General features: G+C 70.9%; 16 protein-coding genes. 7 read left to right on the top strand and 9 right to left on the bottom strand.

Features of this window, described 5'->3' with window-relative positions; genetic code table 11:
* Positions 1 to 5 precede the first annotated feature (5 nt).
* The 3 genes from OG485_RS39325 to OG485_RS39315 all read right to left on the bottom strand — a co-directional run bounded on the left by OG485_RS39325 (position 6) and on the right by OG485_RS39315 (position 1,705).
* Positions 6 to 605 carry a cysteine hydrolase family protein gene (locus tag OG485_RS39325; RefSeq protein WP_328673418.1) on the bottom strand — a complete coding sequence of 200 codons (600 nt, stop codon included), beginning with the start codon at positions 603 to 605 and terminating at the stop codon, positions 6 to 8.
* Positions 606 to 908: 303 nt separating this feature from the next.
* A complete protein-coding gene (locus OG485_RS39320; protein ID WP_328673416.1) occupies positions 909 to 1,262 on the bottom strand; it encodes an ArsR/SmtB family transcription factor in 354 nt (117 codons plus the stop codon).
* A complete protein-coding gene (locus tag OG485_RS39315) occupies positions 1,259 to 1,705 on the bottom strand; it encodes an SRPBCC domain-containing protein (protein ID WP_328673414.1) in 447 nt (148 codons plus the stop codon). The genes OG485_RS39320 and OG485_RS39315 overlap by 4 nt, the downstream gene beginning before the upstream one ends.
* 341 nt (positions 1,706 to 2,046) lie before the next feature.
* Between OG485_RS39315 and OG485_RS39310 the strand changes: the two genes are divergently transcribed.
* The 6 genes from OG485_RS39310 (at position 2,047) to OG485_RS39285 (ending at position 9,869) form a co-directional block, all read left to right on the top strand.
* The gene (locus OG485_RS39310) at positions 2,047 to 2,499 is read left to right on the top strand and encodes a phospholipase (RefSeq protein ID WP_328673412.1); all 453 of its coding nucleotides are present in this window, start codon (positions 2,047 to 2,049) and stop codon (positions 2,497 to 2,499) included.
* A 245-nt stretch (positions 2,500 to 2,744) separates the two neighbouring features.
* Complete coding sequence (locus OG485_RS39305) at positions 2,745 to 3,425, top strand: lipoprotein (protein ID WP_328673410.1); 681 nt, start codon at positions 2,745 to 2,747, stop codon at positions 3,423 to 3,425.
* A gap of 254 nt (positions 3,426 to 3,679) precedes the next feature.
* The gene (locus tag OG485_RS39300; RefSeq protein ID WP_328673408.1) at positions 3,680 to 4,180 is read left to right on the top strand and encodes a three-helix bundle dimerization domain-containing protein; all 501 of its coding nucleotides are present in this window, start codon (positions 3,680 to 3,682) and stop codon (positions 4,178 to 4,180) included.
* A 41-nt stretch (positions 4,181 to 4,221) separates the two neighbouring features.
* Entirely contained in the window at positions 4,222 to 5,259 is a 1,038-nt protein-coding gene (locus OG485_RS39295) for a polyphosphate kinase 2 family protein (protein WP_328673406.1), read from the top strand.
* Positions 5,260 to 5,337: 78 nt separating this feature from the next.
* Positions 5,338 to 8,061 carry a cation-translocating P-type ATPase gene (locus OG485_RS39290; protein WP_328673404.1) on the top strand — a complete coding sequence of 908 codons (2,724 nt, stop codon included), beginning with the start codon at positions 5,338 to 5,340 and terminating at the stop codon, positions 8,059 to 8,061.
* A 53-nt stretch (positions 8,062 to 8,114) separates the two neighbouring features.
* The gene (locus OG485_RS39285; RefSeq protein WP_443048865.1) at positions 8,115 to 9,869 is read left to right on the top strand and encodes a SulP family inorganic anion transporter; all 1,755 of its coding nucleotides are present in this window, start codon (positions 8,115 to 8,117) and stop codon (positions 9,867 to 9,869) included.
* A 32-nt stretch (positions 9,870 to 9,901) separates the two neighbouring features.
* On the opposite strand, the gene OG485_RS39280 is transcribed toward OG485_RS39285, so the two are convergent.
* Entirely contained in the window at positions 9,902 to 12,394 is a 2,493-nt protein-coding gene (locus tag OG485_RS39280; protein ID WP_328673401.1) for a SpoIIE family protein phosphatase, read from the bottom strand.
* Between the two features lie 248 nt (positions 12,395 to 12,642).
* Here OG485_RS39280 and OG485_RS39275 point away from each other — a divergent pair, with 248 nt between their 5' ends.
* Positions 12,643 to 14,712, top strand: a complete 2,070-nt coding sequence (locus OG485_RS39275; RefSeq protein WP_328673399.1) for a SpoIIE family protein phosphatase — start codon at positions 12,643 to 12,645, stop codon at positions 14,710 to 14,712.
* A gap of 28 nt (positions 14,713 to 14,740) precedes the next feature.
* On the opposite strand, the gene OG485_RS39270 is transcribed toward OG485_RS39275, so the two are convergent.
* The 5 genes from OG485_RS39270 to OG485_RS39250 all read right to left on the bottom strand — a co-directional run bounded on the left by OG485_RS39270 (position 14,741) and on the right by OG485_RS39250 (position 25,348).
* Positions 14,741 to 15,697: a YhjD/YihY/BrkB family envelope integrity protein gene (locus tag OG485_RS39270; RefSeq protein ID WP_328673397.1), complete on the bottom strand. Its 957-nt coding sequence runs from the start codon at positions 15,695 to 15,697 to the stop codon at positions 14,741 to 14,743.
* Positions 15,698 to 15,847: 150 nt separating this feature from the next.
* Positions 15,848 to 17,941 (bottom strand): SpoIIE family protein phosphatase, encoded by a 2,094-nt coding sequence (locus OG485_RS39265; protein ID WP_328673395.1) that lies wholly within the window; start codon positions 17,939 to 17,941, stop codon positions 15,848 to 15,850.
* A gap of 214 nt (positions 17,942 to 18,155) precedes the next feature.
* The gene (locus OG485_RS39260; protein WP_328673393.1) at positions 18,156 to 19,355 is read right to left on the bottom strand and encodes a beta-1,3-glucanase family protein; all 1,200 of its coding nucleotides are present in this window, start codon (positions 19,353 to 19,355) and stop codon (positions 18,156 to 18,158) included.
* A 315-nt stretch (positions 19,356 to 19,670) separates the two neighbouring features.
* Positions 19,671 to 21,425 (bottom strand): hypothetical protein, encoded by a 1,755-nt coding sequence (locus tag OG485_RS39255; protein ID WP_328673392.1) that lies wholly within the window; start codon positions 21,423 to 21,425, stop codon positions 19,671 to 19,673.
* Between the two features lie 188 nt (positions 21,426 to 21,613).
* The gene (locus OG485_RS39250; protein ID WP_328673391.1) at positions 21,614 to 25,348 is read right to left on the bottom strand and encodes a S8 family serine peptidase; all 3,735 of its coding nucleotides are present in this window, start codon (positions 25,346 to 25,348) and stop codon (positions 21,614 to 21,616) included.
* Between the last annotated feature and the right edge of the window lie 384 nt (positions 25,349 to 25,732).

Here is a 25,732-nt window from a genome sequence, read left to right as displayed (position 1 = left end):
GGTCATCATGCCCGAGACGCGGCGGCGGTCTCCAGCTCATCGACGGTGGCAATGGTGGCGAAGCGTCCGGCCAGGGCGTACTCGGTGCGCCTGATGACGTCCTCGGCGCCGAGGGTGCGGGGGTCCGCGAGGAGTTCCGCCACGCTCTGCCCGGCGGGGGCGTCGCGGTGCGGGACGGGATTGGTGGCGGTGGCGTCGGAGACGAAGGTGACCTGGTAGCCGAGGTCACTGGCGAGGCGGGTGGTGGTCTCCACACACTGTTCCGTCCGGATGCCGCAGACCGTGAGCTCGCGGACACCGCGTTCGGTGAGAAGCTGCTGGAGGTTGGTGGTGGTGAAGGCGTTGTGCGAGGTCTTGTGGATCAGCGGCTCCCCGTCCTGGCGCTCGAGCTCGTCCATCAGCCGGACATGGCCGAGGGCGGGGTCGAAGACGTCGCCGCTGCCGGGCTCCGTGTGCAGCACCCACACCACCGTGTCGCCGGCACGGCGGGCGAGCCGGACGAGCCGGTCCACCTGGTCGGTGATCTTCGGGTTGGAGATGGTGTCCCACAGGGGGTGGGCACGGAAGGATTCCTGGACGTCGATGACGATCAGTGCTCGGGTCATGTCCCCACTCTGGCCGGGCACGCGCCACGGGGACAGGCCTCATCGGGTCCGGGAGCGGACCGATCCGGTCACGCCCGTCCGGAGGGACGGACACATGACTGGATTCATGACTGAGTCCATGAACCGGACCCATGAACCGGACGAATGAACCGGACCCATGAACATGAGGTCGCCGGACACATGAACAGGGACGGACATGAACAGAGGACGGCCTGAACACCCGAGAACACGGCCCATGGACATGGGACATGCAGCCGTTCCCCGCCGCCCGGAGTCGGGCGGAGGGGAACCGCCGCAGGGCGATCACCCGCGCGTAGCGCGCTCCGCGGCCTCGGCGACGCGCTTGATGTGCGCGAGGCGCCGGTCCCAGTCGGCGGCGAGGGCGGACATCCACCGGGCGGTGGCGTTCAGCGCGGCCGGCCGTACCGCGTACCGCACCTCCCGCCCCACCCGGCTCCCGGTGACGAGCCCGGCGGCGTCCAGCACGGCGAGGTGCTTGACCACCGCCTGCCGCGAAACGGGCAGTTCCTCGGCCAGTCTCGTGGCCGTGACCTCGCCCCTGGCCGCCAGCAGATCGAGCAGTTGACGCCGCGTCGGGTCGGCCAGCGCGGCGAGGACGCTGTCGACCTCCTCGGCCTCGCCTCGTTCCTCGGTCACACCGACGACTGGGCGGCGCGCTTCTTGAACGCGTCCAGGACCTGGGGCCAGCCGTTGCTGTTGTCCTCGTGGGCCTTGTGCCGCAGCTCGGCGGAGCCGGCCAGCGCCGCGAAGCCGCTCTCGACGACCCGCAGCCGCGTGCTCGCACCCTCCGGGATCAGGGTGAACTCGACCAGCGTGCTGTTGCCGTCGCTCAGCGGGGCCCCAGAGAACGCGCTGGTCCAGCGGTAGGCGACGTACGTGGGCGGCTCGACCTTCTCCACCCGCACCGGGAACTCGCCGTACTGGGCGTTCTTGACCACGGTCGACTCACCCGCCCTGCCCTCCGTGGTGGGCAGGCTCTCCTCGTCGGCGACCCAGAACCCGGGCACGGCCACCAGCGGCCAGACCCGCTCCAGGGGCGCTTCGATCAGGGTTTCACGTTCGATCCGGTCCTCGGACATGAGGGACTCCTTCACAGCGGCCAATGATGCAACTCCAGGGTTGCACGTCCCGTCTTTCATCGCAACCCTGCGGTTGCACGTCCGGGAACGGGCGTGAGCGACGGGCGAGGCGGGGCGAGGGAGGCGCCAATGGGATCCGACCAGGACACCCCTAACCCCAAGTAACACATCCAGCCATAGTCGGCCATGGTGGTCGCAGGCATGAAACATGCCCCCTCAACTCCCCCAAGTTAATTGATTGTTGGGGTCACAGCTCTATGCAAGGGGGGTCGCGATGCCGATCATTCGTGTCATGAACCTGCAGCCCGACGGGCGGGTCGCAGCCTCATGGAGGTGTTGGGATGCACCAAAGACTCGCCACCGGCCTCGCCGCCTCGGCCATGGCCCTCGTGGCCGTCACGGCGACCGCTACAGCCGCTAGCGCCGCCCCGGCCGACAAGCCCCAAGTCCTGTCCAACTGGACCCAGACCAGCGCGTCGAGCTACAACACCTGGGTCGCCGCCCGCTCCAACCAGTCGGCCTGGTCGGCGTATGCCTTCGACTGGTCCACCGACTACTGCTCCACGTCGCCGGACAACCCGTTCGGCTTCCCCTTCGCCACTTCATGTGCCCGCCACGACTTCGGCTATCGCAACTACAAGGCCGCCGGCTCCTTCGATGCCAACAAGTCCCGGCTCGACAGCATGCTCTACGCGGACCTGGGCCGAGTCTGCGCCAACTACAGCGGCGCGACGAAGGTCTCTTGCGACAGCACCGCGTGGACCTACTACCAGGCGGTCAAGGCCTTCGGCTGACCCTCCGCCCACCCACCGGGAGCCTCAACAACGCGCAGACATACTTGCCATGTGTCTGCCAGCGCCTCGGTGTGATGCCAACCAACTGTATTACGTACGAACACTGATGACGGATTGTCAGTCCTCAGCTCATCACGGGGAGCGCTGCCTTCCCGGTCCGCAGTTGGACCCGTACCCCCGCCCCGCACCCACCGGCCGTGCCTCGGTTACCTTGTGTGTCCACTGGACCATAGGGGGAACACATCATGGCTGCAGGGATACGGGGCGGGTGGCGGGGGGCGGTGTACGTGGCCCTGTCGACCGTCGTGGCGACGGGCTGCTCGACCACCGCCGACGAGAGTCCGAAGGCGGGCACGAGCGCGACGTCCACGGACCAGGCTGCCGGTGCCACCGGCACAACGGCCAAGAGCGGTGCCGCACTCGGTCCCGCCGGCTCGGCCTGCGAACTGCCGGTCAGCTTCGACACGGCCGAGGACTGGAAGCCGCAGTCCATCGACGCGGCGACACAGGCCCCGATCGGAACGGACGGCACCAGGGACGTCACGGATCCGCTGTTCCGGCAGGGACCGGTCAGCCTCGTCTGCGAGATCGACGCCAAGCCCGCCGGGAACATCGGCTACCTCCGGGTCTGGACCGGAAAACCGGGCGCCGACGACGCCACCAAGGTGCTCAAGGCCTTCGTGGCCGCCGAGCACGGCGCGGGCAAGGCGGTCTACCGCACGTTCGACGCGGACGGCCTGTCCGGCGCCGAGGTGGAGTACGTCTACACCAGTGAGGCCCTCCAGGAGTCGTCGAAGGAGTCCGCCTTCGCCGTCACCACCGATGACGGCCCGGTCGTCGTGCACCTCGACGGACTGGACACCGGGGAGTACACGGAGATGCTTCCCGCGTACCGGCTCGCCCAGCGGACTCTGCGCACCACCTGACCTCCGCGAGCGATCAGGCCTCCGCGAGCGATCAGGCGGCGGACCGCCACCCGCCTCACCGGACCGGCCGCTACGCGGGCACCTCACGCGCGGATCGCCCGTGAGGCGGTTTCGACCGACCGGACTCAGAATGAGTGGGACGGCCTCGTGGACCCGGCCGTCGAGCCGTCTCTGGGCAGCCGGATCGTGACCGTTGGCCTTGCGGTCTCCGCCCCTTGAGGCTCGGGACTTGCGAGCGCGCGGGTGGTCGAACGATGAAGACGGACGAACCGGAAGCCACGGCCGACGAGAGCGGAGCGTCACGCGGGGCGAGTCGCGCTCCCGCCCCGCCCGCGGACCCTGTCACGACAGCGGCCCCGGCGGCTCCCGAGGACGCCCGCCTGGACGAGGCGGTCGCCCTCCGTCGTCTGACCGCGAGCCTGAAGGCCGCGTACCCCTCGGTGGACCCGTCCGTCGTCGACCAGGGGGTCGCGACGGCCCGCGGGTCCTTCCGGCAGGCGAAGGTCAGGACGTACGTCCCCATTCTGGTCGAGCGCCGGGTCCGCGCGCTGCTCGCCGGTCTCGCGGCGGAAGAGGCCCCCGATCCGACCGCCGTCGGCGACGCGGGTGCCGGGGGGCCGGGGGCGGCGGGGACGGTGAGGCGGTCCGCCGAGAGCCCGCGGCGCTCTCCCCTGCCGGGCCGGCTGATACCCGCCAGGCTGCGGCCCGCGCCCGCCTCCGCGTCCGACCTGGGCGGTGTCGGTGAGGGCCCATGACCGCGCGGTGCTCACCGTGACAGAAGAAGAGGCGGGTCGTCATGACGGATGCCAGGGCCGAACGCGTCGCGAGGCTCATCGAGCCGCTGCGGGTCGAGCCGGGGTCACGGGTGGACCTGGGCGAGGACTTCGACCCCCGGTACAAGGGCGGCCTGAAGAAGAAGCAGGGGGTGGAGCTGCTGCGCACGGGCGTGTCGCTGCTCGCCGAGTACCAGGAACGGCTGGCGGCCCAGGACACGTACGGCGTCCTGTTGTGTCTGCAGGCACTCGACGCCGGGGGCAAGGACGGCACGATCCGGCACGTCATGAGCGGGGTGAACCCGCAGGGCGTCAAGGTGAGCAGCTTCAAACAGCCCTCCGCCGAGGAGCTCGACCACGACTACCTGTGGCGGTACGCGGCCAGGCTGCCCGCCCGCGGCGACATCGCGATCTTCAACCGTTCGCACTACGAGGAGGTCCTCGTCGTCCGGGTCCATCCGGAGGTCCTCGACCGGCAGCGGCTGCCGGCGGACGCGCGCGGAGCGGACATCTGGGACCGCCGCTACCGGGCCGTCAACGACTGGGAGCGCTACCTCACCGACAACGGGTTCAAGGTCGTGAAGATCTTCCTGAACCTGTCCAAGGAGGAACAGCGCACCCGTTTCATGAAGCGGCTCGACCTGCCGGAGCGGAACTGGAAGTTCTCCGCCGCCGATGTCCGGGAGCGCCGGCGGTGGGACGAGTACCAGCAGGCGTTCTCCGAGATGCTCTCGCGTACCAGTACGCCGTGGGCGCCCTGGTACGTCGTCCCTGCGGACCGGAAGTGGTTCGCGCGCATCTGCACGGCGGCGGTACTGGTTCACACGCTCATGGACATCGACCCCGCTTACCCGGTGGTCGGCAAGGAGGCCCGCAAGGATCTCCGGGCCGCGAGGCGGGAACTGGAGGCCGACGCTCCCAAGGGTGCGCCGGCCGATCCGTACGCGGCCCGTCACCCGGTTCCCGGGTCGGGCGGGGGACAGCGACGTGACGGCCGTGGCGCGAAGGGGCGGCACGCATCCGGCGCGGACTCGCGGACCGGGAAGCACAAGCGGAAGTAGGTCCCTGCGTCCCGGGACAGGGGCATCGGCAGGGACAGGGGCAGGGACGGCGGACCGGATCCAGATCGGAGTGCTGAGATGGCGATGCAGTCGAGCGGCCCGAAGGCTCCGGAGCGTGTCGCTCCGGAGCTCTGGTACGCGCGTGATCCACAGGACGTCGCGTCGGCTTTCGGTGTCGACCCCACGTCCGGACTCACCGCCGCCCGGGTCACCGAACTGCTGGCCGAGAACGGGCCGAACGCGCTGCCGGAGGAGAAGCCGAAGCCGGCGTGGCGGCGGTTCGCCGAGCAGTACCGCAGCTACATGCAGATCGTCCTCGTAGTGGCGGCGGTCGTCTCGCTGGCGATCGCCGAGTGGAGCACCGCCATCCTGCTCGTCCTGCTGACCCTGCTGAACGCGGTCGTGGGACTGCGGCAGGAGGGAAAGGCCGAGAGCGCGATGAACGCGCTCCAGTCCATGCTCACGGCGACGGCCCGGGTGAGGCGTGACGGGACCGAGTCGGAGATCCCGGCGGAGCAGGTGGTCGTGGGTGACGTCCTGCACATCTCCGCCGGGGACCAGGTTCCGGCGGACGGGCGGATCATCGAGGCGCACGCGCTCCAGATCGACGAGTCGGCCCTCACCGGTGAGAGCGTCCCCGCGTCGAAGGACGCCACGACCCTGCCGAAGGTGATGCTGGGGCCGGGGGATCAGTCGAACATGGCGTTCATGCACACCCCGGTCACCCACGGCAGCGGTCTGGTGATCGTCACCGGGACGGGTGAGGGCACCGAGCTGGGCAAGATCTCGGAGATGCTGTCGGCGACCGAGAAGGAGGAGGCGCCGCTCACCAAGGAACTCGACACGCTGACGCTGTGGATCACGGCCGCGGCGGGCCTGACCATGATCGTGATGTTCGCGCTGGGGCGCAGCCGCGACCAGGCGTGGGACGCCCTGTTCGTCAGCGCGGTCTCGCTGGCCATCGCCGCCATTCCCGAGGCACTGCCCACGGTGACCCAGGCGATCCTGTCCGTCGGCAGCCTCAATCTGGCGAAGCGCAACGCGATCGTGAAGGAGCTGCCGTCCGTCGAGACCCTGGCGTTCACGTCGGCGATCAACTCGGACAAGACCGGCACCCTGACCATGAACCAGATGACGGCGGTGGAGGTGGTGACGCCCACCGACCGCTACACCGTCTCGGGCACGGGTTACGGACTCGAAGGCAGGATCCACCATGCCGCGGGCTCCTCCGCGGGCATCGAGGAGGCGATCCTCCCGTACCTCGTGGCGAACGACGGCAAGCTGGTGGACGGCGAGGTCGTGGGCGATCCCACCGAGGGCGCGTTCCTGGTGCTGGCCCACAAGGCCGGGCTGGACATCGAGGGCACCCGCGAGCGGCTCCCCCGGCTCGCCACGCTGCCCTTCGACCCCGGCTACAAGCTCATGGCCACCTTCAACTCCACGGTGGACCCGTCCGGGCGTCCGGTGGTGCGCTGCTTCGTCAAGGGCGCGGCTCCTGCGGTGCAGGCCCGCGCGACGACCGCGCTGTCGGGCGGCGCGACCGTCCCGTGGGACGAGGAGCTCGGCCGGCGCGCCGACCAGCAGGGCGAGCGCATGGGCGGGGAGGGACGGCGGGTGATGGCGGCGGCCACCCGGGACCTGGACCCGGCCGACTTCGATCCCGGCGGCGACCTGCTCGGTTACGTCACCGGACTGCGGATGACGAGCCTGGTCGGGATGGTCGACCCGCCGCGTGAGGAGTCCAAGGCCGCCGTGGCCAGTGCCCAGGCGGCTCACATCCGGGTCCGCATGGTGACCGGGGACGACGTCACCACGGGTGCCGCCATCGCCCGGCAGCTCGGGATTCCCGGCGAGGCCGTCCTCGGAGCCGACTTCGCCGCGCTGCCGGAGAACGAGCGACTGGCCCGGATCGACGACATCGGTGTGGTGGGACGGGTCGCCCCCGAACACAAGGTGATGCTCGCGGACACGCTCAAGAAGAAGGGCGCCGTCGTCGCGATGACCGGCGACGGGGTCAACGACGCCCCCGCGATCAAGTCCGCCGACATCGGCATCGCCATGGGCAGCGGTACGGACGTGGCGAAGAACGCGGCACGGATGATCCTGTCCGACGACAACTTCACGACGATCGTCTACGCGGTGGAACAGGGCCGCAAGCTCTACGACAACCTCACCAAGTACATCCGCTTCGTGCTGCTGTTGCTGGTCACGTTCGTCCTGACCTTCCTCGGGGCGACCATCTTCAACATCGCGGCCGGTGAACCCTTCACCCCGCCGCAGGTGCTGTGGATCCACTTCGTGGTCAACGCCTCGTTCGGCTTCGCGCTGGGCTTCGACAAGGAGAGCGAGGGACTCATGCGGCGCCGGCCGCGTCCCCGGGGCGAGTCGGTGCTGACCCGGCCCGTGATGGTGACGGTCGGGCTCAGCGGGCTGGCGATCACCTTGATCCTGCTCGGGCTGATCAAGCTGGGCGAATCCCGTTACGACAGCGTCCAGACCGGCAGTTCGATCGCGTTCACCGCGTTCGCGCTGTGCCTGATCGTGGCCGCGTTCGAATGCCGCAGCGAGACGGACTCGGTGCTGACGCCGAGCACCTTCGACAGCAAGCAGATGAACTGGACGGCACTCGCGCAGTTCGTCCTCGCGGTCCTGGTGACGCAGATGGACGGGTTCCGCCGCATCCTCGGCACCACGGAGATCGACCTGCGGCAGTTCGGCTGGGCCCTGCTGTCCGCCGTCGCGTTCCTTGTCGTGTGGGAGGTGGGTAAGCTCCTGGCCCGCAGGGCGCGGCGCACCGAGTGACCACGCGGGCCCCTTGTCCATGAAACCGCCGGCGCGATCCGAAGGGCTGGCCCGTGTCGAAGCACCACGGCACCCCGAGCGGAGGGTGGCGTCCCCCTGTTCCGGTGCTGCCCGGTCTCCTGGTGCTCAGGCACTACCGGCGGAGCTGGCTGCGCGGAGACCTGCTGGCCGGGGTGACGGTCGCGGCCTATCTGGTGCCGCAGGTGATGGCGTACGCCAGTGTCGCCGGGCTGCCGCCCGTCGTGGGGCTGTGGGCGATCCTGCCCGCCATCGTGCTGTACGCCCTCGTGGGTTCGTCCCGGCTTCTGTCGGTGGGGCCCGAGTCGACGACGGCGCTGATGACCGCGACCGTCGTCGGGCCGCTCGCCGGCGGCGATCCGGAGCGGTACGCGGTACTGGCCTCGGCGCTCGCCGTCGCCGTGGGGCTGATGTGCGTGGTGGCCTGGGCGGCGCGGCTGGGCTTCGTGGCCGATCTGCTCTCCCGGCCCGTGCTGATCGGGTATCTGGCGGGCGTGGCACTGATCATGATGGTGGATCAGCTCACGAAGCTCACCGGTGTGCCGACGGACGGTTCGGAGTTCTTCCCGAAACTGGCCTCCTTCCTCGGGAACCTGGACGAGGCCCATCCCGCCACGGTGGTCTCCAGCGCGGCGACGCTGGTCGTCCTCTACCTGGCCACACGTTTCCGCTGGCGCGTCCCCGGACCGCTGCTGGTCCTGGTCGCCGGTACGGCCGTGGTCGCGGCCTTCGGCCTCGAGGACCACGGCCTCGCGGTGATCGGGGAGATCCCGGCCGGGCTCCCCCGCCCGGACCTCCCCCCGCTCGACACCCTGCCCGAACTGCTGCTGCCCGCGGTCGGTGTCCTGCTCGTCGGGTACACCGACTTCATCCTCACGGCGCGCGCCTTCACGACCGACGACGGCGGTACGGCGATGGACGCGAACCAGGAACTGCTGGCCCTGGGCGCCGCGAACCTCGGCGCGGGCACCCTTCAGGGGTTCCCGGTGAGCAGCAGCGCCAGCCGTACGGCCCTCGCGCAGTCAACGGGCGCGCGCACCCAGGTGTACGGGCTCACGGCCGGATTCTTCGTGCTGGCCGTGCTGTTGTTCCTGAGTCCCCTGCTCACCGACACGCCCTCGGCCGTCCTCGGCGCGCTGGTCGTCTACGCCGCGATCCGGATGATCGACCTGGCGGGCTTCCGGCGGCTGGCGGGCTTCCGGCTCCGGGAACTCCTGCTGGCCCTCGGCTGTCTCGTCGGCGTCCTCGCTCTCGACATCCTCTACGGGGTACTGGTGGCCGTGGGTCTGTCGGTGGCCGAGCTGCTGAGCAGGGTGGCGCGCCCGCACGACGCGGTCCAGGGGCTGGTACCGGGCCTCGCGGGCATGCACGACGTCGACGACTTCCCGGACGCCCGGGTGATCCCGGGTCTGGTGGTCTACCGCTACGACTCCCCGCTGTTCTTCGCCAACGCGGAGGACTTCCGGCGCAGCGCCCTCGCCGCCGTGGCCGAACAGGAGGTCCCGGTCAGGTGGTTCGTCCTCAACACGGAGGCCAACGTGGAGGTGGACATCACCGCCCTGGACTCGGTGGACGAGCTGCGCCGGGAACTCGGGGAACGGGGCGTGGAGTTCGCGATGGCCCGGGTCAAGCAGGATCTGCGCGACGATCTGGACGCCTACGGTCTGAGCGCGTCCGTCGGCGAGGAGCGGATCTTCCCCACCCTGCCCACGGCGGTCGCCGCCTACCGTTCCTGGTGCCGCGACCACGGCATCGATCCGGGCGACGAGGACGCTGATCCCCAGTCCTAGCGGCTGTCGTTCGGATCGTGCGGCGGGAATCCTCAGGGGATCTCCTGTTCGGCCCAGATGATCTTTCCGTCCGCCGTGTAACGGGCGCCCCAGCGATGGGAGAGCTGGGCCACCAGGAACAGGCCCCGCCCGCCCTCGTCCGTGCTCCGGGCATGTCTGAGCCGTGGGGCGGTGCTGCTGGCGTCGGAGACCTCGCAGGTCAGCCGGGTGTCGCAGAGCATCCGTAGCCGGATGGGCGGTACGGCGTAGCGGATCGCGTTGGTGACGAGTTCGCTCACGATGAGCTCGGTGGTCATGGTCAGTTCCCCGAGGCCCCATGCCTCGATGACGCGGGTGGCTCGGGCCCGCATCTCGGAGACGGCGGCCGGGTCCACCGGCACCTCCCACGAGACGACATGGTCGTCCCCCAGGGAGTGGGTGCGGGCCAGGAGCAGGGCGATGTCATCGGGCTGCGGTACGGGCACGAGGTGCCGTACCGCGTCCGAGCACAGCGCTTCGAGGTCGGGATCGGGCCGGGCGAGCAGCTCTCCCAACTGTGCCATGCCGAGTTCCATGTCGTAGTGCGCTCCCGCCACGAGGCCGTCGGTGAAGAGGCCGATCAGGCTGTTCTCCTCGAGCTCGATCTCCCGGCTCTCGAAGGCCATCCCGCCGAGGCCGAGCGGTGGACCGGCGGGCAGCTCGGGGTAGGAGACGCGCCCGTCGGGGGCGACGAACACGGGGGGCGGATGTCCGGCCCGGGCCATCGTGCAGCGCCTGGTGACGGGATCGTAGACGGCGTAGAGGCAGGTCGCTCCGAGGAAGGACGCGGTGGTGCTCCGGTCCGCGTCCTGTTCGGTGGTGGTCAGGCCGGCCCGCTGTTCCTGGCCGCGCTCCTCGCTGAGCCGGAGCACGAGGTCGTCGAGGTGTGCCAGCAGTTCGTCGGGGGGCAGTTCCATGTCGGCGAGGGTCTGCACCGCGGTGCGCAGCCGGCCCATGGTGGCCGCTGCGGTGATGCCGTGGCCGACCACGTCGCCGACGACCAGGCCGACCCGGGCCCCGGACAGCGGGATGACGTCGAACCAGTCGCCGCCGACCCCGCCGCTCGGGTCAGCCGGCAGATAGGAGGAGGCCACCTCGAGGGCTGTCCCCCCTGACAGGGCGTGGGGCAGCAGACTGCGCTGAAGGGTGACCGCCGCCGTGTGTTCGCGGGTGTAGCGGCGGGCGTTGTCGACGCACAGTGCCGCGCGCGCCACCACCTCGCGTGCCAGCAGGACGTCGTCGGGCTGGAACGAGACCGGATTGAGCGAGCGGATGAACGTGGTGAGTCCGAGGGCGGTGTTGCGCGCCCGCATCGGTACGGAGATGAGGGAGTGCAGCCCGTACCGGCGGATGCTGGCCGCTCTCTCGGGCTCCTCGGCGATCCACAGGTCGTCGTCCGGGTCGAGGACCTGGATGAGGACGGGCTCGCTGTCGGTGAGCAGGTGCACGTCGTGGGGAGGCGGCAGGAAGTCCGCCCGGTCGCCGATCCGGGCCACGGCCTCCGGGCACCCCTCCCGCACCGAGCTCATGCCCGCGCGCCGCATCATCGGCTTGGCGGGTGCGGGTCCCGCGTCCGACAGCCAGGCTCCGTGGCCCTCGGTGCTGAGGACGGATTCCAGCAGGTCGACGATGACGAAGTCCGCGAACCGCGGAACGGCGAAGTCGGCGATCTCCTGGGCCGTCCGCATGACGTCGAGGGTCCCGCCGATGGTGGTCCCGGCTTCGTTGACGAGCGACAGGATCTGCCGGGCGTTCCATCGGTCGGTGACGTCCAGGACCGTGTAGCACACGCCGGTGTAGGACTTGTCGACGCCGACCAGCGGGAAGAAGGAGGTGGAATAGGCGTGCCTGCGGTGCGGGTCGGCCCAGCTCCATCCCAGGTACTCGTAGTCGATCATCGGCTCGCCGGTCGCCAGGACCTTGCGCATCAGTCCCTCGATGGTCTCCGCCTGGAGCCCCGGCAGCAGTTCGGTCAGCCGGCGTCCGAGCCGCTGCCCGCGGGGCACACCGCCCAGGTGTTCCAGGGTGTCGTTCATCCAGACGTAGCGCAGTTGCAGATCGAGCACCGCCATGCCGACCGGCGAGCGGGTCAGGAAGCCGTCGAGGAAGGCCGGGCCCACCGTCCACGGCCGCCTGCGGTCCCGTGCCGAGATCAGGAAGCACTCGCTCCCGCCCATGCGGAACGACGCGGAGACGCGCAGGTCCGCGTCGATGCGCCGGCCGTCACGGTGCCGCAGGGGGATGTGTCCGCTCCAGCCCATTCCGCCGCGGCAGCGCTCGGCGACCGCCGCCACCCGCGAGGGGTCCCTGGGCAGCGCGAGCAGACGCGCGGCCGATGAGCCGACCATCTCGGCCGCCGGATGGCCGAGAAGGGCCTCGGCCCCCCTGGTCCAGGCCGTCACCAGCCCCTCGCCGGACACCACCGCCGCCGCGTCGGAGGACGCGTCAAGGGGATCGCCCGGTCCTTGGGACACGGGCGCGTCGGAACCTTCCTGCGAAGAAACCATGAAGCTCTCATCCTCTACACGACCATGTTCCTGCTTGTCCGCCGGATGTGCAGGCCCACCGGACGATCACCCCCCGGCACGGCACCGCACGGCACCGACCTCTCATCCTGAACATGCCAACGGGGCGCTCTGGAGTGGGCAAGGCCGGGGGCAGGGCGCAGCATGGAAGGGCCGGAGTCGGCACACACGTGCCCGGCGGCGGCCACGGAGCCCGGCACATCGCGCCGGCCGGTGGAGGAGGGCCAGGGATGACAGCCGAGTCCACGCAGTCCGACAGTGCGAGCGGTCCCGAACCCGCACGGTCCCGGCCGACCGGCCTGCTGGACGTCCTCAACGTGGGCGCGCTGGTCCTCGACGCCGACGGGCGCATCGTGTTCTGGACCCCGCAGGCCGAGGAGCTCATCGGGTACTCGGCGGAGGAGGCCCTCGGCAAGTACGCGGCGCGCCTGATCATCCACCCCGAGCACATGCAGTCCGTCACCGAACTGTTCGCCGATGTCCTGGAGACGGGACGCAGTTGGGCGGGCGCGTTCCCCATCCGGCACAAGGACGGCAGCACCCGCCTCATGGAGTTCCGCAACATGCGGCTCCTGGACGACCTCGGGGACGTCTACGCCCTGGGCATCGCGGCCGACCACACGTTGCTCCAGCGCGTGGAGACCGACCTGGCCCTGTGCGAGCAGCTGATCAACCAGTCACCCATCGGACTGGCGCTGATGGACCCCGACCTGCGGTATCTCATGGTCAACCCGGCGCTGGAACGGATCGACGGCATCCCCGCCGAGGACCATGTCGGCCGTCATCTGCGGGAGACACTGCCGTTCCCGGACGTGGACACCGTCGAGTCGGCGCTGCGTCAGGTGCTCACCACCGGCACACCGCTGCTCGACCAGTACCACGTGGGCCGCCCGCCCGCCGATCCCGACCACGAACACGCCTGGTCCCTCTCCTTCTACCGGCTGGAGGACCCGGGCGGACGCATCCTGGGCGCGGCCGCCTCGGTCGTCGACGTCACCGAACGCCATCGCGCGGCCGCCGAGGCCGACCGCGCGCGGCGTCGTCTCGCGCTCGTCGCCAGCGCCTCCACCCGTGTCGGCACCACCCTGGAGGTGGAGCAGACCGCCCGCGAACTGGCCGACATCGCCGCCCCCGAACTGGCCGACGTGGTCGCCGTGGACGTTCTCGACTCCGTCCTGGCCTGCCGCCGCAAGCGCAGGCCGGACAGCGGCCCGGAGTTCTTCCGCGCCCTCGCGCTCAAGGCCTCGCACCCCACCGTGGCCCTGCGCGCCGCCGACTCTCCCGGCGACCTGGCGACGTACGACGGTGACCGCCTGGTGACCCTGTGCGTCCACACCGGCAGGCCGGTCCTGGTGCGGCACGTCGGCGAGCACGATCTGCCGCGCATCGCCCGCGACGCCGAGGGCACGACCCTGCTGGCGCAGGCCGGCGTCCACTCGTACCTCGCGGTTCCGCTGATCGCGCACGGTGAGGTGCTCGGCGCCCTCGATCTCAAGCGCACCCGCAATCCGCTCCCCTTCGACGAGGACGACGTGGTGCTCGCCGGTGAGCTGGCCACCCGCGCCGCCGTGGCCATCGACAACGCCCGCTGGTTCCAGAGCGTGCGCAACACGGCCGTCACGCTCCAGCGCAGCCTGCTGCCCCAGCATCCGCCGCGTCTCACCGGTCTGGAGGTCGCGTCCCGCTATCAGCCGGCGCAGGCCACCAGCGAGGTCGGCGGCGACTGGTACGACGCGATACCGCTGGCCGACGACCGGACCGCGCTGGTCGTGGGCGACGTCATGGGCAACGGAATCGACGCCGCCGCCACCATGGGCCGGCTGCGCACCGCCACCTGCGCCTACGCCGACCTCGACCTGGACCCCGGCGACGTGCTCCAGCACCTCGACAAGATCACGTGCGATCTGGAGCACTACATCGTGACGTGCATCTACGCCGTGTACGACCCCCACAGCGGGCAGTGCCGCATCGCCAACGCCGGGCACATGCCGCCCGCGCTGGTGCGTTCCGGCGCCGCTCCCGAACTGCTGGACCTGCCTTCGGGCGCCCCCCTCGGTGTCGGTGGCATCTCCTTCGAGACGACCACGGTCGAACTCAACCCGGGTGATCTGCTCGTCCTCTACACGGACGGTCTCGTCGAGACCAGGCTGCATCCCATCGACGACCGCCTGAACGTCCTTCTCAGTTTCCTCGACGAAGCGGACAGGCCGCTCGAGGAGATCTGCGACCTGCTCCTGTACGGACTGCGCAACTCCGACGACCACGACGACGTCGCCCTGCTCGTCGCCCGCGCGAAGTAGCCCGCGCGACGTACCGCGCGAAGTAGCCCTACCCGTTCTTCGTGTCCTTGGAGCGCCGACGGGAGGAGACCTGCTCGCGCGTGGTGTGCCACCGCGATCGGGCCTGTTCGACCACGCTGTCCCACTCGCGGCGGACCTCGTCGTCGGAGGGACGGTCGCCCGCGCGGATCCGGACGAGTTCATCGCGCATCTCGTGCCCGAGGGCCGCCGACGCGACGATGACGAACATCGCGGCGAAGAGCGCCGAGATCATCGCGAAGACGGCCCCCACCGCCCCGTAGCGTGCGGCGTAGGAGTTGAACAGGCGTGGCAGATACACGGTCGCGCCCACCGAGTAGAGCGCGGTCGCCACGCCCGCCGTGACGCCGAAGGGCACAAGGTCGCGCCAGGGGATCCGCTTCGCGGACAGCGCCCAGCCGCTCCAGACGAGGAAGGCGACGCTCACCGGGATCTCGCACACCGAGGCCGCCACGCCCAGCTTGCTCCCCCCGAGAACCGCGTGCAGCCACCCGGTGACGGCCGCGTAGCCGGCGAGCCCGAGGATCCACCACAGGCCGTTCCTCGTGTTGCGGACACTCAGCGGGGGCAGTTCCCAGGTCTGCTCGAACAGCCGCTGCGAGGCGCGGGCGAAGCTCAGTACGGAGATGATCAGGAACAGGCTCCCGAAGACACCCACGCTCGCGCTGGCGCTCTCGGCGGGGGCCAGGAGCGACTTGACCGCCGCGGCGCCCTGACCGGTGAGGCCGTAGCGCTTGATGATCCGGTCGGCGGCGTCGTAGTCCGAGAAGCTGCTCAGCACGGCGCCGATGAGAATCGTGAGGGGGATGAGCGCGGTGAGCGCGCTGGACGCCAGGGCCATCGAGCGGTCGAAGCCCACGATCTTCTGGAACCGGCTGACGACGCGCAGCGCGAACGCGGGACGCAGCCAGAACGTCAGCATCCTGACGAGGCGCTCGCGATTGATCCCCGCCGTCCTGTCCTCCATGTCATCGGGCCCGGTATGGCGCTGCGAGCGTAACGGACGGCCGTCCCGGCCGGGACGGCCGACACGGCCCGCCGTCCGCGTCCGGGCCGGGCGGCCCGTGCGGAGCCACCCGGCCGGCCGTCCCCCGCGACCGGCAGGCGTTCGACGCGCTCATTCCTCCTCGGACAGGGCGATCTCCGCCCAGATCGTCTTCCCGCGGGACTCGGGCCGGGTTCCCCAGCGCCGGCTGACCTGCCAGGTGAGGTAGAGGCCCCGGCCGCCCTCGTCGACCTCCTCGGCGTGCCGGAGGTGCGGCACGGTGCTGCTGTCGTCGGTCACCTCGCAGGCGATCGCGGATCCGTCGAGAATGAGGCGCACGGAGATGGGACCGTCCGAGTACCGGACCGCGTTGGTGACGAGTTCACTGACCACCAGGGTGACGGTGAAGGCGTGCTGCTCCAGCCCCCAGTCCGCCAGCGCGCGCTCGGCGCGGGAGCGTGCCTCGCCGACGGACGCGGGGTGGTTGGGCAGCGTCCACGAGGCGACCTGGTCCGGTCCCAGACCCCGGGTACGCGCCAGCAGCAGGACGGCGTCGTTCTCCATCTCCTCCGGTGCCAGCTTGTAGAGCACTTCGTCGCAGATCTCCTGAAGCCGCCGGTCGACCGGCTGCAACGCGTCGCCGACACGCTCCAGTTGTTCCTGCGGGTCGTCCGACACGGCACGCAGCATGGCGGTGTTGGACAACAGGATGACGCTGCCCTCGGCGAGTTCGAACTCGGCGCTGCCGTACTTCGCCAGGCCACGGCCCAGCGGCGGCCCGGCGGGCACCACGGCGTACTCGACGGTCCCGTCGGGCAGCGCGAGCACCGGAGGCGGATGCCCCGCACTGGAGACCGAGCAGCGGCGGGTCACAGGGCTGTAGACGAGGTACAGGCAGGTGGTGTCCTGGCGCGCGTCGTCCATAGCGGCGTCCGGGCGCCGCGGCCGTTCTCCATGGAGCCGGGTCACCAGGGCGTGCAGCCGTTCCAGAACCTCTTCGGGGGCCAGGTCGAGGACGGCCAGCGCGCTGATCGCGGCCCGCACCTCGCCCATCGTGGCGGCGGCCTCCAGGCCCCGGCCCACCGTGTCGCCGGCCACCAGGGCCACCCGCGAACCGGACAGCGGGATCACGTCGAACCAGTCCCCGCCCGCGCCCAGCGGGCAGTAGCTGTACGCGGTCTCGACCGCGTCGTGGCCGAGGACCCGGGCCGGCCGCAGACTGAGCTGCAGGACACGCCCGGCCGAACGCTCCCGTGCGTACAGCCGGGCGTTGTCCAGGCACAGGGCCACCCGGTCGGCGAGTTCGGCGGCCAGCGCGAGGTCGCCGTCGTCGAAGGCGTGCGGGGTGCGGTCCCGGTAGCAGTGGGCCAGCCCGATCACGGAGCCGCGGGCGGTGAGCGGCAGCACGAGCAGCGAATGCGCCCCCGCGTCGGTGAGACGCCGCCCTCGCACCGGCTCCCGGTTCATCCAGTCCGCGTCCGGGGTCAGCTGCTGGACGGCGCGCGGCCGGAGGTCGGACAGGCACTGCGCGAAGGGCGTCGCCATGGACAGGCCGATCACCTCGCCGATGGAGGGCAGGTACCGCTCGGCGTCCGGGACGGAGGAACGACGGCTCGTGCACCGCAGGGCCCCGTACTCGAAGAGGGTGCCCGGAGCACCGGCCTCGCCCCGCAGGACGGAGTCCAGGACCTCGACCACGACCGTGTCGGCCAGCTCGGGAACCATCTCGTCGGCGAACTCCTGCGCCGTACGGAAGATGTCCAGCGTCGTGCCGATGCGCCCGCCCGCCCGCTCCAGCAGGGCCAGTCGGTCCGCCGCCCGCTTGCGCTCGGTGATGTCCACCACCGCCGTCGCCAGCCCCAGGACGCCACCGGCGGCGTCCTCCAGCCGGAAACACGAGATCGACAGCACGAGCTCGGCCTGGTCGGAACTCAGATGGCCGTGCACCTCCACATCCAGCGCGGGTACGCCCGTCTCCAGCACCTCGAGCAGCGTCGCCTCGTAGTTTCCGGTGTAGAAGTCACGACCCCACTCCCTCGGGTGGCGCCCCAGTGCCTCATCCAGGGCGAACGCCTTGACGTAACGGGCCGCCGTGTTGAAGCGCACCAGACGAAGCTGTGTGTCGAGGACGTGCAGACCCACGGTCGACTCGGAGAAGAGCGCGCCGAGAATGGCCTCGTCCAGCTCCGCGTCCGGCGGGCCATGTCCGCCCAGCGATGCAACCATGACACTTCCGTTGACCGTTTACCGCCCATGCATTCCGTTTTGTCAGAGTTCCACCATATTCGCTCACCGGCGACGCGCGACCGGAGGTTCGCTCACGGCGACGTGCGACCGGAGCGCCTGTGCGGCCCGGCGGTCCCCGATCCGCACCGCGCCGCGTGCGCCCGCCGGCGCGATCGGCCGCCCCGCCCGCGCCGGGCAGGGCGGCGCGGGGTCTCTAGAAGGGCGACAGGGTCAGCCGCATCGCCGTGGGTGCGCTGTCCTGGATGAAGGAGGCGAAGTCGGCGACGTCGTCGAAGGCGAAGCCGTAGGCCTTGCCGTCCTCGGTGGCCGCGTGAACGGTCTTGGAGTAGTGGTTGGTGAGTTCGGTCCGGTAGAAGTCGGCCGCGGAGGTGGTCGGCTGTGCCGGGTTGCTGAGCAGGGTGGAACGGTTGAACCCGGCGCCGAGCACGGCGGCCACCGGGCCGGTCGTGCCGTCGTTGGGCGCGGCGAGGGTGCCGTCGCAGAAGAGGACGTCACGGGTGGAGGGCTTGGCGAACGAGACGGAGGCGGGTCCGTCGAACGTGAACCGGTCCCCGCGGACCCGGCCGGTGAACGTGCCCGCGTTGGTGGTGACGGTCAGGTCCTTGCCGGTGTACGTGCTCCACACCTCGTCGACGTACGGGGCGAGGTAGTCCTTGGCGAACAGGCCGGAGTCCAGGCCGTGGCCGGGGGCGATGATGCGGAGGTCGTCCACCACGAGGGGCGCGAAGTCCTCGTTCTGCTTGATCGCCGCGAAGGCGGCGGCCCGTCCGCCGTCGCGGATGGCGCCGGTCGTCTGCTCCTTGGCCCCGTTCAGCCGGATGTTCATGGGCACGCTGAACATGTCGACCATGGTCGTGTTGCAGAACATCCCGGCGGAGTTGTAGGTGAACTCCGCGCAGTCGTGCAGCACCCCGAAGCTGGGGTCGGAGGTGACCCAGCCGGCCGGGAACTGGAGGGCCGCGTTGCCGTTGCCGTCCTGGACCGCCTTGAACTTCAGCTTCGCGCCCAGCGACACATAGACGCGGCCCGACATGAACGGGAGGTTGAGCCGTGTCTCCCCGCTCGCGGCCAGGGTGAGCGCGTAGTCGGTGAATCCGTCCGCGCCGTTGTCCGAGAGGGAGATCGGCGCGAGTGTGCCGTCCTGGGTGACGCGGACCTGCTTTCCGTCCTGGTTCCCGACGATGTAGACGAACACCGACCCGTTGGCGAACGAGCCGCTGTTGTTGACGATCGTCAGCGGGAGCGAACCCGCGGCGGCCTTGGTGGACGCGTCCGTCTGCCCGGCCATGGCGTACGGCGCGATCGCCGCGATGGCGGGTGCGGCCACGGCCGCACCGCCGAGTGCGAACAGGGCCTTGCGACGGGTCAGGTTCCGCTGGTGACGAGACGTCATGTGACGGGTACTCCTTGGTGCTTGTGCCTGGGAAAAGGCGGTGGGGGGATCTCTTTTTCGGCGGACAGCCGAGCGTTGAGAGCGCTCTCCGCCCGTGGTGGAGGGCACCGGTGGGCACCGATGCTACGCACGAGTCGTTGAGGGACCAACTGCCGCCGGCGCCCGCCAAATCGCCCTGACCTGCGGCTACTTGCTGAAGCAGACGGTCCCCATGGTTGCTTAAGACGCGTTTAACCCCCACTTAAGAAGGAGGGTTCCGCTTCTGGCGCGCGATCCGCCCGGTCTGTCGCGGATCCGCCCGATCGGCCGCCGCGCTCAGTTCCCGCCCGGCGGCGGGTCCCCGTCCACGGCCCCGGACGCGCGGTACACGAACGTCGGAAAGGCCTGCCCGGTCGCCCGTGTCCAGGCGGATACGACTGCGTCCGGGTACTCCGCGCGGGCGTCGGCGAACGCGGTGACGCAGCGGGCGTGGACGTCTGTCCGGCCGGTGCGGCGGGTGAGTGAGAGCAGGGCGCGCAGCGCCGCGACGCCGTCGTCGGCCCGGCCGTCGGCCAGACGGGCGCGGGCCTCCTCGGCGAGCGCCAGAGCGAGACCGGAACGGGCGGCGGCCAGGGATGCCGCGTACAGGCCGGCCTCGGAACCCGCCGCCTCGTCGACGAGGACGGACTCCGACTCCGCGTAGCAGGCGACGGCCGCCCCGTGGTCGCCGGCGCGGCGGAGGGCGCGGCCGAGCACCCGTAGACGGCGGGCCGTCACGGCGTGGTGGGCCGACCAGTCCGTCTCGGCCAGACGGCGCGTGAGAGCGACTGTCTCCCGCGCGGCCCCGACGGCGCCGTCGAGGTCTCCGTCGTCCAGCCGCAGTCGGCTCAAGTCCTCCAGAACACGCGCGAGTTGCGGCTTGTGCGCCGTCGGGTCGAACTCCGCCGCACGCCGGTACGCGGCCACGGCGCGTTCACCCGCCCGGACCGCTTCACCGCGGTCGCCCGCCGCCGTGTGGCAGTCGGCCAGCCGCTCCAGACACGCGGCGAGAAGAGAGCTGTGGGTGTCCGGCTGTTCGGCGACGAGCGAGGCAGACAGGTCGACCGCCTCCCGTCGGCAGTTCAACTCCGTGTCCCGGTGCCCGAGTTCGCCGAGCCGGTCGGCAAGGCAGTCCAGCGCCAGGATGAGCAGGGGTTCACCCGTCGTCCGGTCCCGGTCCGCCAGGGTCCGCGCTTCGGCCACGGACTCCTCCGCCGTCGTGCGCGCGGCCGCCCGGTCCCCGGTGGCCGCCAGGCAACGGGCCAGGTCCGCGAAGAGCCTCACCCGCAGCGGCCGTACGACCTCGGGCACGACCCGCAGCATGATCGGGTCGGCGGCGTCCCGGGCCTCCCTGCCGACGGACAGCGCCTCCTCGTGCCGGCCCAATGCCACCAACCCCGCGGTGAGTTCACACATAACGCGTACACGCACCACGAACGCGTGGCTCACCTCGCGCAACGACATGTTCCGTAACAACCCTGCGCACTCCTCGTAGGCGGCCACGGACTCCTCCGTGCGGTTCAGGGCCGCCAGCGCCAGGGCGTAGGTGCGCAGCGCGCCCGGCAGGGTGCCAAGGGTCCGATCCCGTCGGGTGAGGACGAGGCGACGGTAGGCGGCCACGCACTCCCCCGCCGAGACCAGCGCGTCGTCCGGTCGCGCCAGGCCGAACTGCGCCTGCGCCCGCAGATGCAGATGCAGGGCCCGCTGCGCCGGCGACCACCGGACGCCCGGTACGGCCGAGGACGCGTCCAGCACCGCACACGCCTGCTCGCAGCGGTTGACGAGCACCAGCGTGTAGGCGTGCCAGACAAGACTGCGAGCCAGCAGGTCACGGTCGCGCGGGCGGGCGCCCTTCCTCTCGGCCAGCGCCCGGTACACGGCCGTCGCCTCCTCGGCCCAGGCCAGCCGACGCCACGTCGGGGGCGGCCGCAGCAGCACCCAGCGGGGGGCCACACAGTGCGTCAGCGCGGCGCCGAGCAGCCGCCGCCCCGCACCAGGACCGAACCGGGCCGCCGCGCGCGGCAACGGCAGCAGTACACGCACCAGCCCCATCGGCGCCCCCTTCCGGGATCCTCGTCCAAAGGACGGCCGGGCACCCGTATAGGTTGCCCGGAGAGGGCGGACACGGTCTGTCGTTCCGGTGGGAACACAGCTCCGATCGCCCATGCGTACGGAGGCTGTCGCCCGCCGGTCGCCGGATGGGCGACCGAAGGTCCGGGGCGACAGCCTCCGTTCACGGGCTACTTCAGACCGTAGGCGCGGATCACCTCCTGGGTGATGCGGTTGCCCGCGTCGTCCCAGCCCTCGGCCTTCAGCGAGACGTAGCCGTGGTGCGGGGCGTCGTAACAGGCCGTCCAGGTACCGGACTTGCCGGTGACCTTGACCGGCTTCCACGTGGTGCCGTCGTCGTACGAAACCGACAGCGCGGCGCCCTGGATCTTCCCGGTGCCCACCGCGTCGTCGATGTGGCGAGGCGTCAGGGCGAGCGTCTGACGGCCGCCGCGGGCGTCGTTCGCGAGGTCGGTGGCGACGCCGTAGTCCATCTGCAGCACGGCCATGTGTTCGATCTTCGTCGGGTCGGTGACCGGGTCGGACTTCACCTGCCAGACCGTGTGGGTGCGGGTGGACAGCCGGTAGGTGTCCGCGTCACGCTCGGCGGTGAGGTCGAGGGTGTAGACCGACGGGGTCGTCGGCGCGGGGTAGATCGTGGCGGCCTGCGAGGCGCTGGTCTTGATCAGAGTGCCGTCCTGATAGACCTTCAGGCTCTTCTTGTCACCGCTCTGCATGACGCCGGCGTGCTGTCCCGCACTGCTGTCGGCCCAGGGCTGGACGTTGAACGCGATCTGGGCCTTCTGCCGCTGCGACCACCAGTAGGTGCCGCCGTTGGCGGGCCGCGTCACCGCCCCGAAGAAGTCACGGACCTGCCGCGATCCCGGCTGGTACGCGTTCCGTACGCTCTGCGAGGAGAGCGCCATTCCCGGCCCGGTGGCCAGGTTCTCCACCCACCGGGCGCCCGGCTGCGTCGACACGTAGTCGGTGCGCGTGCCGGGGATGTCCAGGCGCTGCAGGTACCCGGCGCCGTACTTGCGGTACGGGCGGAAGCCCGACCGGTACTCGCCGCTGGGCGTGGTGGTGGTGCCGTGGAAGCGCATGTCCACGGTGGCCAGATCGGACGAACGGGGCCGGTAGGTCAGCCCGGTGGACGGGATCTGTCCCGGGTGGGCGTCGGAGAGGTCGTACACGTACGGGGAGTTGGGCACACCCTCGACCTCCAGCCGTCCCCGGCCGCGCTTGGCGTCGGCGATCAGGGCCGCGCCGTCGCGCGCGGTGAGGGAGAACACCGGCACGGCGCTGTAGTTGCTGCCCGTGGTGCCGACGTACTCCAGCAGCTTGCCCGGACGGTCGTTGACGACGATCAGCAGCCCGGCCCCGGCGTCGGCCGCGGCCTGTGCCCGGTCGACGGCGGAGATCGCGTCCGAACGGGTCACCAGCGCCACCTTGCCCTTGACGCGCAGCTTCGCGTACTCGGCGGCGGTGCCGGTACCGGCGTACACCACGTCCAGGAGCTTGTGACCGTCGTACAGCGCGGAGCCGCCCTGGCCCATCGGCCGGAGCTCACGGCCGTCGTGGGTGAGGGTGAGGAACGGGACCGCCTTGCGCCAGCGGGTCTCGTACTCGAAGCTGCCGGTGGTCACCTTGCGGGTGGGCAGCACGAACATGCTGTCGTACTTGGCGGCCAGCAGGTACTGCACCTCCAGGATGCCCAGCCCGTACTGGTTGAGGTCCGAGCCGTCGGCGCGGTACCAGTTCATGGACAGCACCCGGTCCTCGGTCCTGCGCGGGACCTCCGCGGTGACCTCGCGGGTGCGGCTCGCGTCGAGGGCCACGTCACGGTCCCGGTCGAGGACGACCTCGGGGTCGCCCATCAGCGCCATGCCGACCGAGTCCGGGCCGTGGCTGCCGGGCACGTCCAGGTAGGTCACCAGGCTGTAGGTGCCCTCGCGCAGCCGCAGGTCGAGCGTGCCGCTGTCGTCGATGGTCTGGGAGTACGGGTCCTCGTTGGACCCGAAGCGCTGGACCTCGACCCAGCCCGCCGTCGGCTTGCCGGAGCGGTCCTTCAGGCTGACGTGCAGGGTGTGGCGAGCGTCCTCCCGGTACAGGCCCACCTGGGTACGGGCGAGCGTCGCGCCGGAAGAGGCGTCCGCGGCGGTGATCTGGCCGAGGTAGCGGCGGCCGTCGGCGCCCAGGCCCGGCTCGGCGGTGGCGGTGACCGTCGCGGTGCCGTGGGCGGGCACGGTCACGGTGTCGGCGGAGAGGGTGAACATGCCGTCGGGGGCGGGCTTGCCCTTGTCCGCGGTCGGCTCGGTGTCGTACGGACCGCCGGCGACGGTGGCGTTCAGCGCGAGCTTCAGCTCCGCGGGGGAGTCGCCGGTGTTGGTGTAGGTGACGGTGCGGTCGACCGGGCTCGCGCCGTCGTGCGGCCAGGTGTCGATGCCGAAGTAGGCCGAGCCGGTGGCGGTGACCGTCGCGGCGGTGGCGGCGCCGAGGTCGGCGCGGCCCGATCCCACCTGGTAGGCGGTGTAGGCGGACAGCTCCTTGGACGTGCTCATCAGCGCGTCCTTGAGCTGGCGCGCCTTCCAGTCCGGGTGCTCCTGGGCGAGGATCGCGGCGGCGCCCGCGACGTGCGGCGTCGCCATCGAGGTGCCGCTCATCGACTGGTACCAGCCGGTCTCGGCGCTGCCGCCCGCCTTGGCGGCCAGGACGGCGACGCCGGGCGCGGAGATGTCGGGCTTGAGGGCGTAGTCGTTCAGACGCGGGCCCTGGGAGGAGAAGGACGCGCGCTTGTCGGCGGAGTCCACGGCCGCGACGGTCAGCGCCTCGTCGGCGACACCGGGGCTGCCCATGCTCGCCTCGCCGCCCGAGTTGCCGGCCGCGATCACGAACAGGGCGCCGCTGTCGTCGGTGAGCCGGTTCACCGCCTGGCTCATCGGGTCGGTGCCGTCGGACGGATCCGAGGAGCCGAGGCTCATGCTGATCACCTTGGCGCCCTGGTCGACGGCCCATTCCATGCCGGCGATGATCCAGGAGTCCTGGCCGTAGCCGTCGTCGGACAGCACCTTGCCGACCAGCAGGTCGGCTCCGGGCGCAACGCCCTTCTCGGCGCCGTCCGAGGCGGCGCCGCTGCCGCCGACGGTGGAGGCGGTGTGGGTGCCGTGGCCGTGGCCGTCGTCGGGGGTCTCGTCGGGGACGAAACTCTGCGACCCGGAGATCCGGTCGGCGAGGTCGGGGTGGTGGGAGTCGGCGCCGGTGTCCAGCACGGCGACCTTGACGCCCTTGCCGTCGAGGCCCTTGCCCCAGGCGGCGGGCGCGCCGATCTGCGCGGTGCTGTCCTTCAGGGTGGCCTTGACGCGGCCGTCCAGCCAGATCTTGGACAGCCCCTCGCTGAGCTTGGGAGTACCGGCCGCCGATCCGTTCAGGGCTTCCGCGGAGGCGCCGGTGGCGGAGGCCGCGGGCGCGACGGACCGCCACAGCTTCCGGGTCTGCTTCTTGGCGGCGCGCACGGACGTCGCGTGGATCGCGGGCAAGTTGCGCACGCGGGTGGCGCCGCCGGGCGTGGCCTGGGCGGACGGCGCCGTCTTGGAGCCGTAGCCCAGGATCAGCGGGATGCCGTCGCTGTGGGCGTCGTCGTAACCCTGCTCGATCAGGGCGGTGACGTCGAACAGCCGCCGGTCCAGCCGGTTCGCGGCCAGGTAGGGCAGCACCTCGTCCGGGTAGACGTAGAGATCACCGCCGACGGTCTCGGTGCGCACGCCTCCGAGAGCGCCGGGAGGGCGGGTCACGTCGGCGGTCTGCTTGCCGCCGGAGGGGCCGGTGACGCGTACGACATCACCGGTGAGGAGAGTGACGGTGTGCTGCCCGGAACCTGAGGCCGCAACGGGGTTCGCGGCGACGGTCGCTGATGGGTTGTCAGCCACCGCGAGAGGGGGTGGCAAGGCCAGGGACGTCAGAACGGCCAAGGTGCCGACCGCTGCCGCGAGTGAAGTTCGGCCGCTGCGGCCGGGAGGTATGCGGGAGATCATGGAGCGCTTTCTACCGGCCCCGTACCCGCGGAGGGAACAGCGGGCCGATGGCACGAAAGCGCCACGTCTCACATGCGCCAGATCGAAGAACTCCGCACAAACATAGGGGAGTTATCTCATTCGCCGCATCCTCGGGCCCGCCGGGTCACGACCCGTCCGGGGCTCCTGCCGGACACCGTCCGGCCCACGCACACTCACCGGGTCGCGGCCCACCCGCACCCCCTCACCGGGCACCACCCGGCCCCGTCACCCTCGCGAGGCACCGCTCGATCCCCGCAC

Source organism: Streptomyces sp. NBC_00328, from assembly GCF_036139655.1.
Lineage (GTDB): Bacteria > Actinomycetota > Actinomycetes > Streptomycetales > Streptomycetaceae > Streptomyces.
The sequence above is the reverse complement of the archived record's forward strand: the minus strand, read 5'-3'. Positions and strand labels throughout refer to the sequence as shown.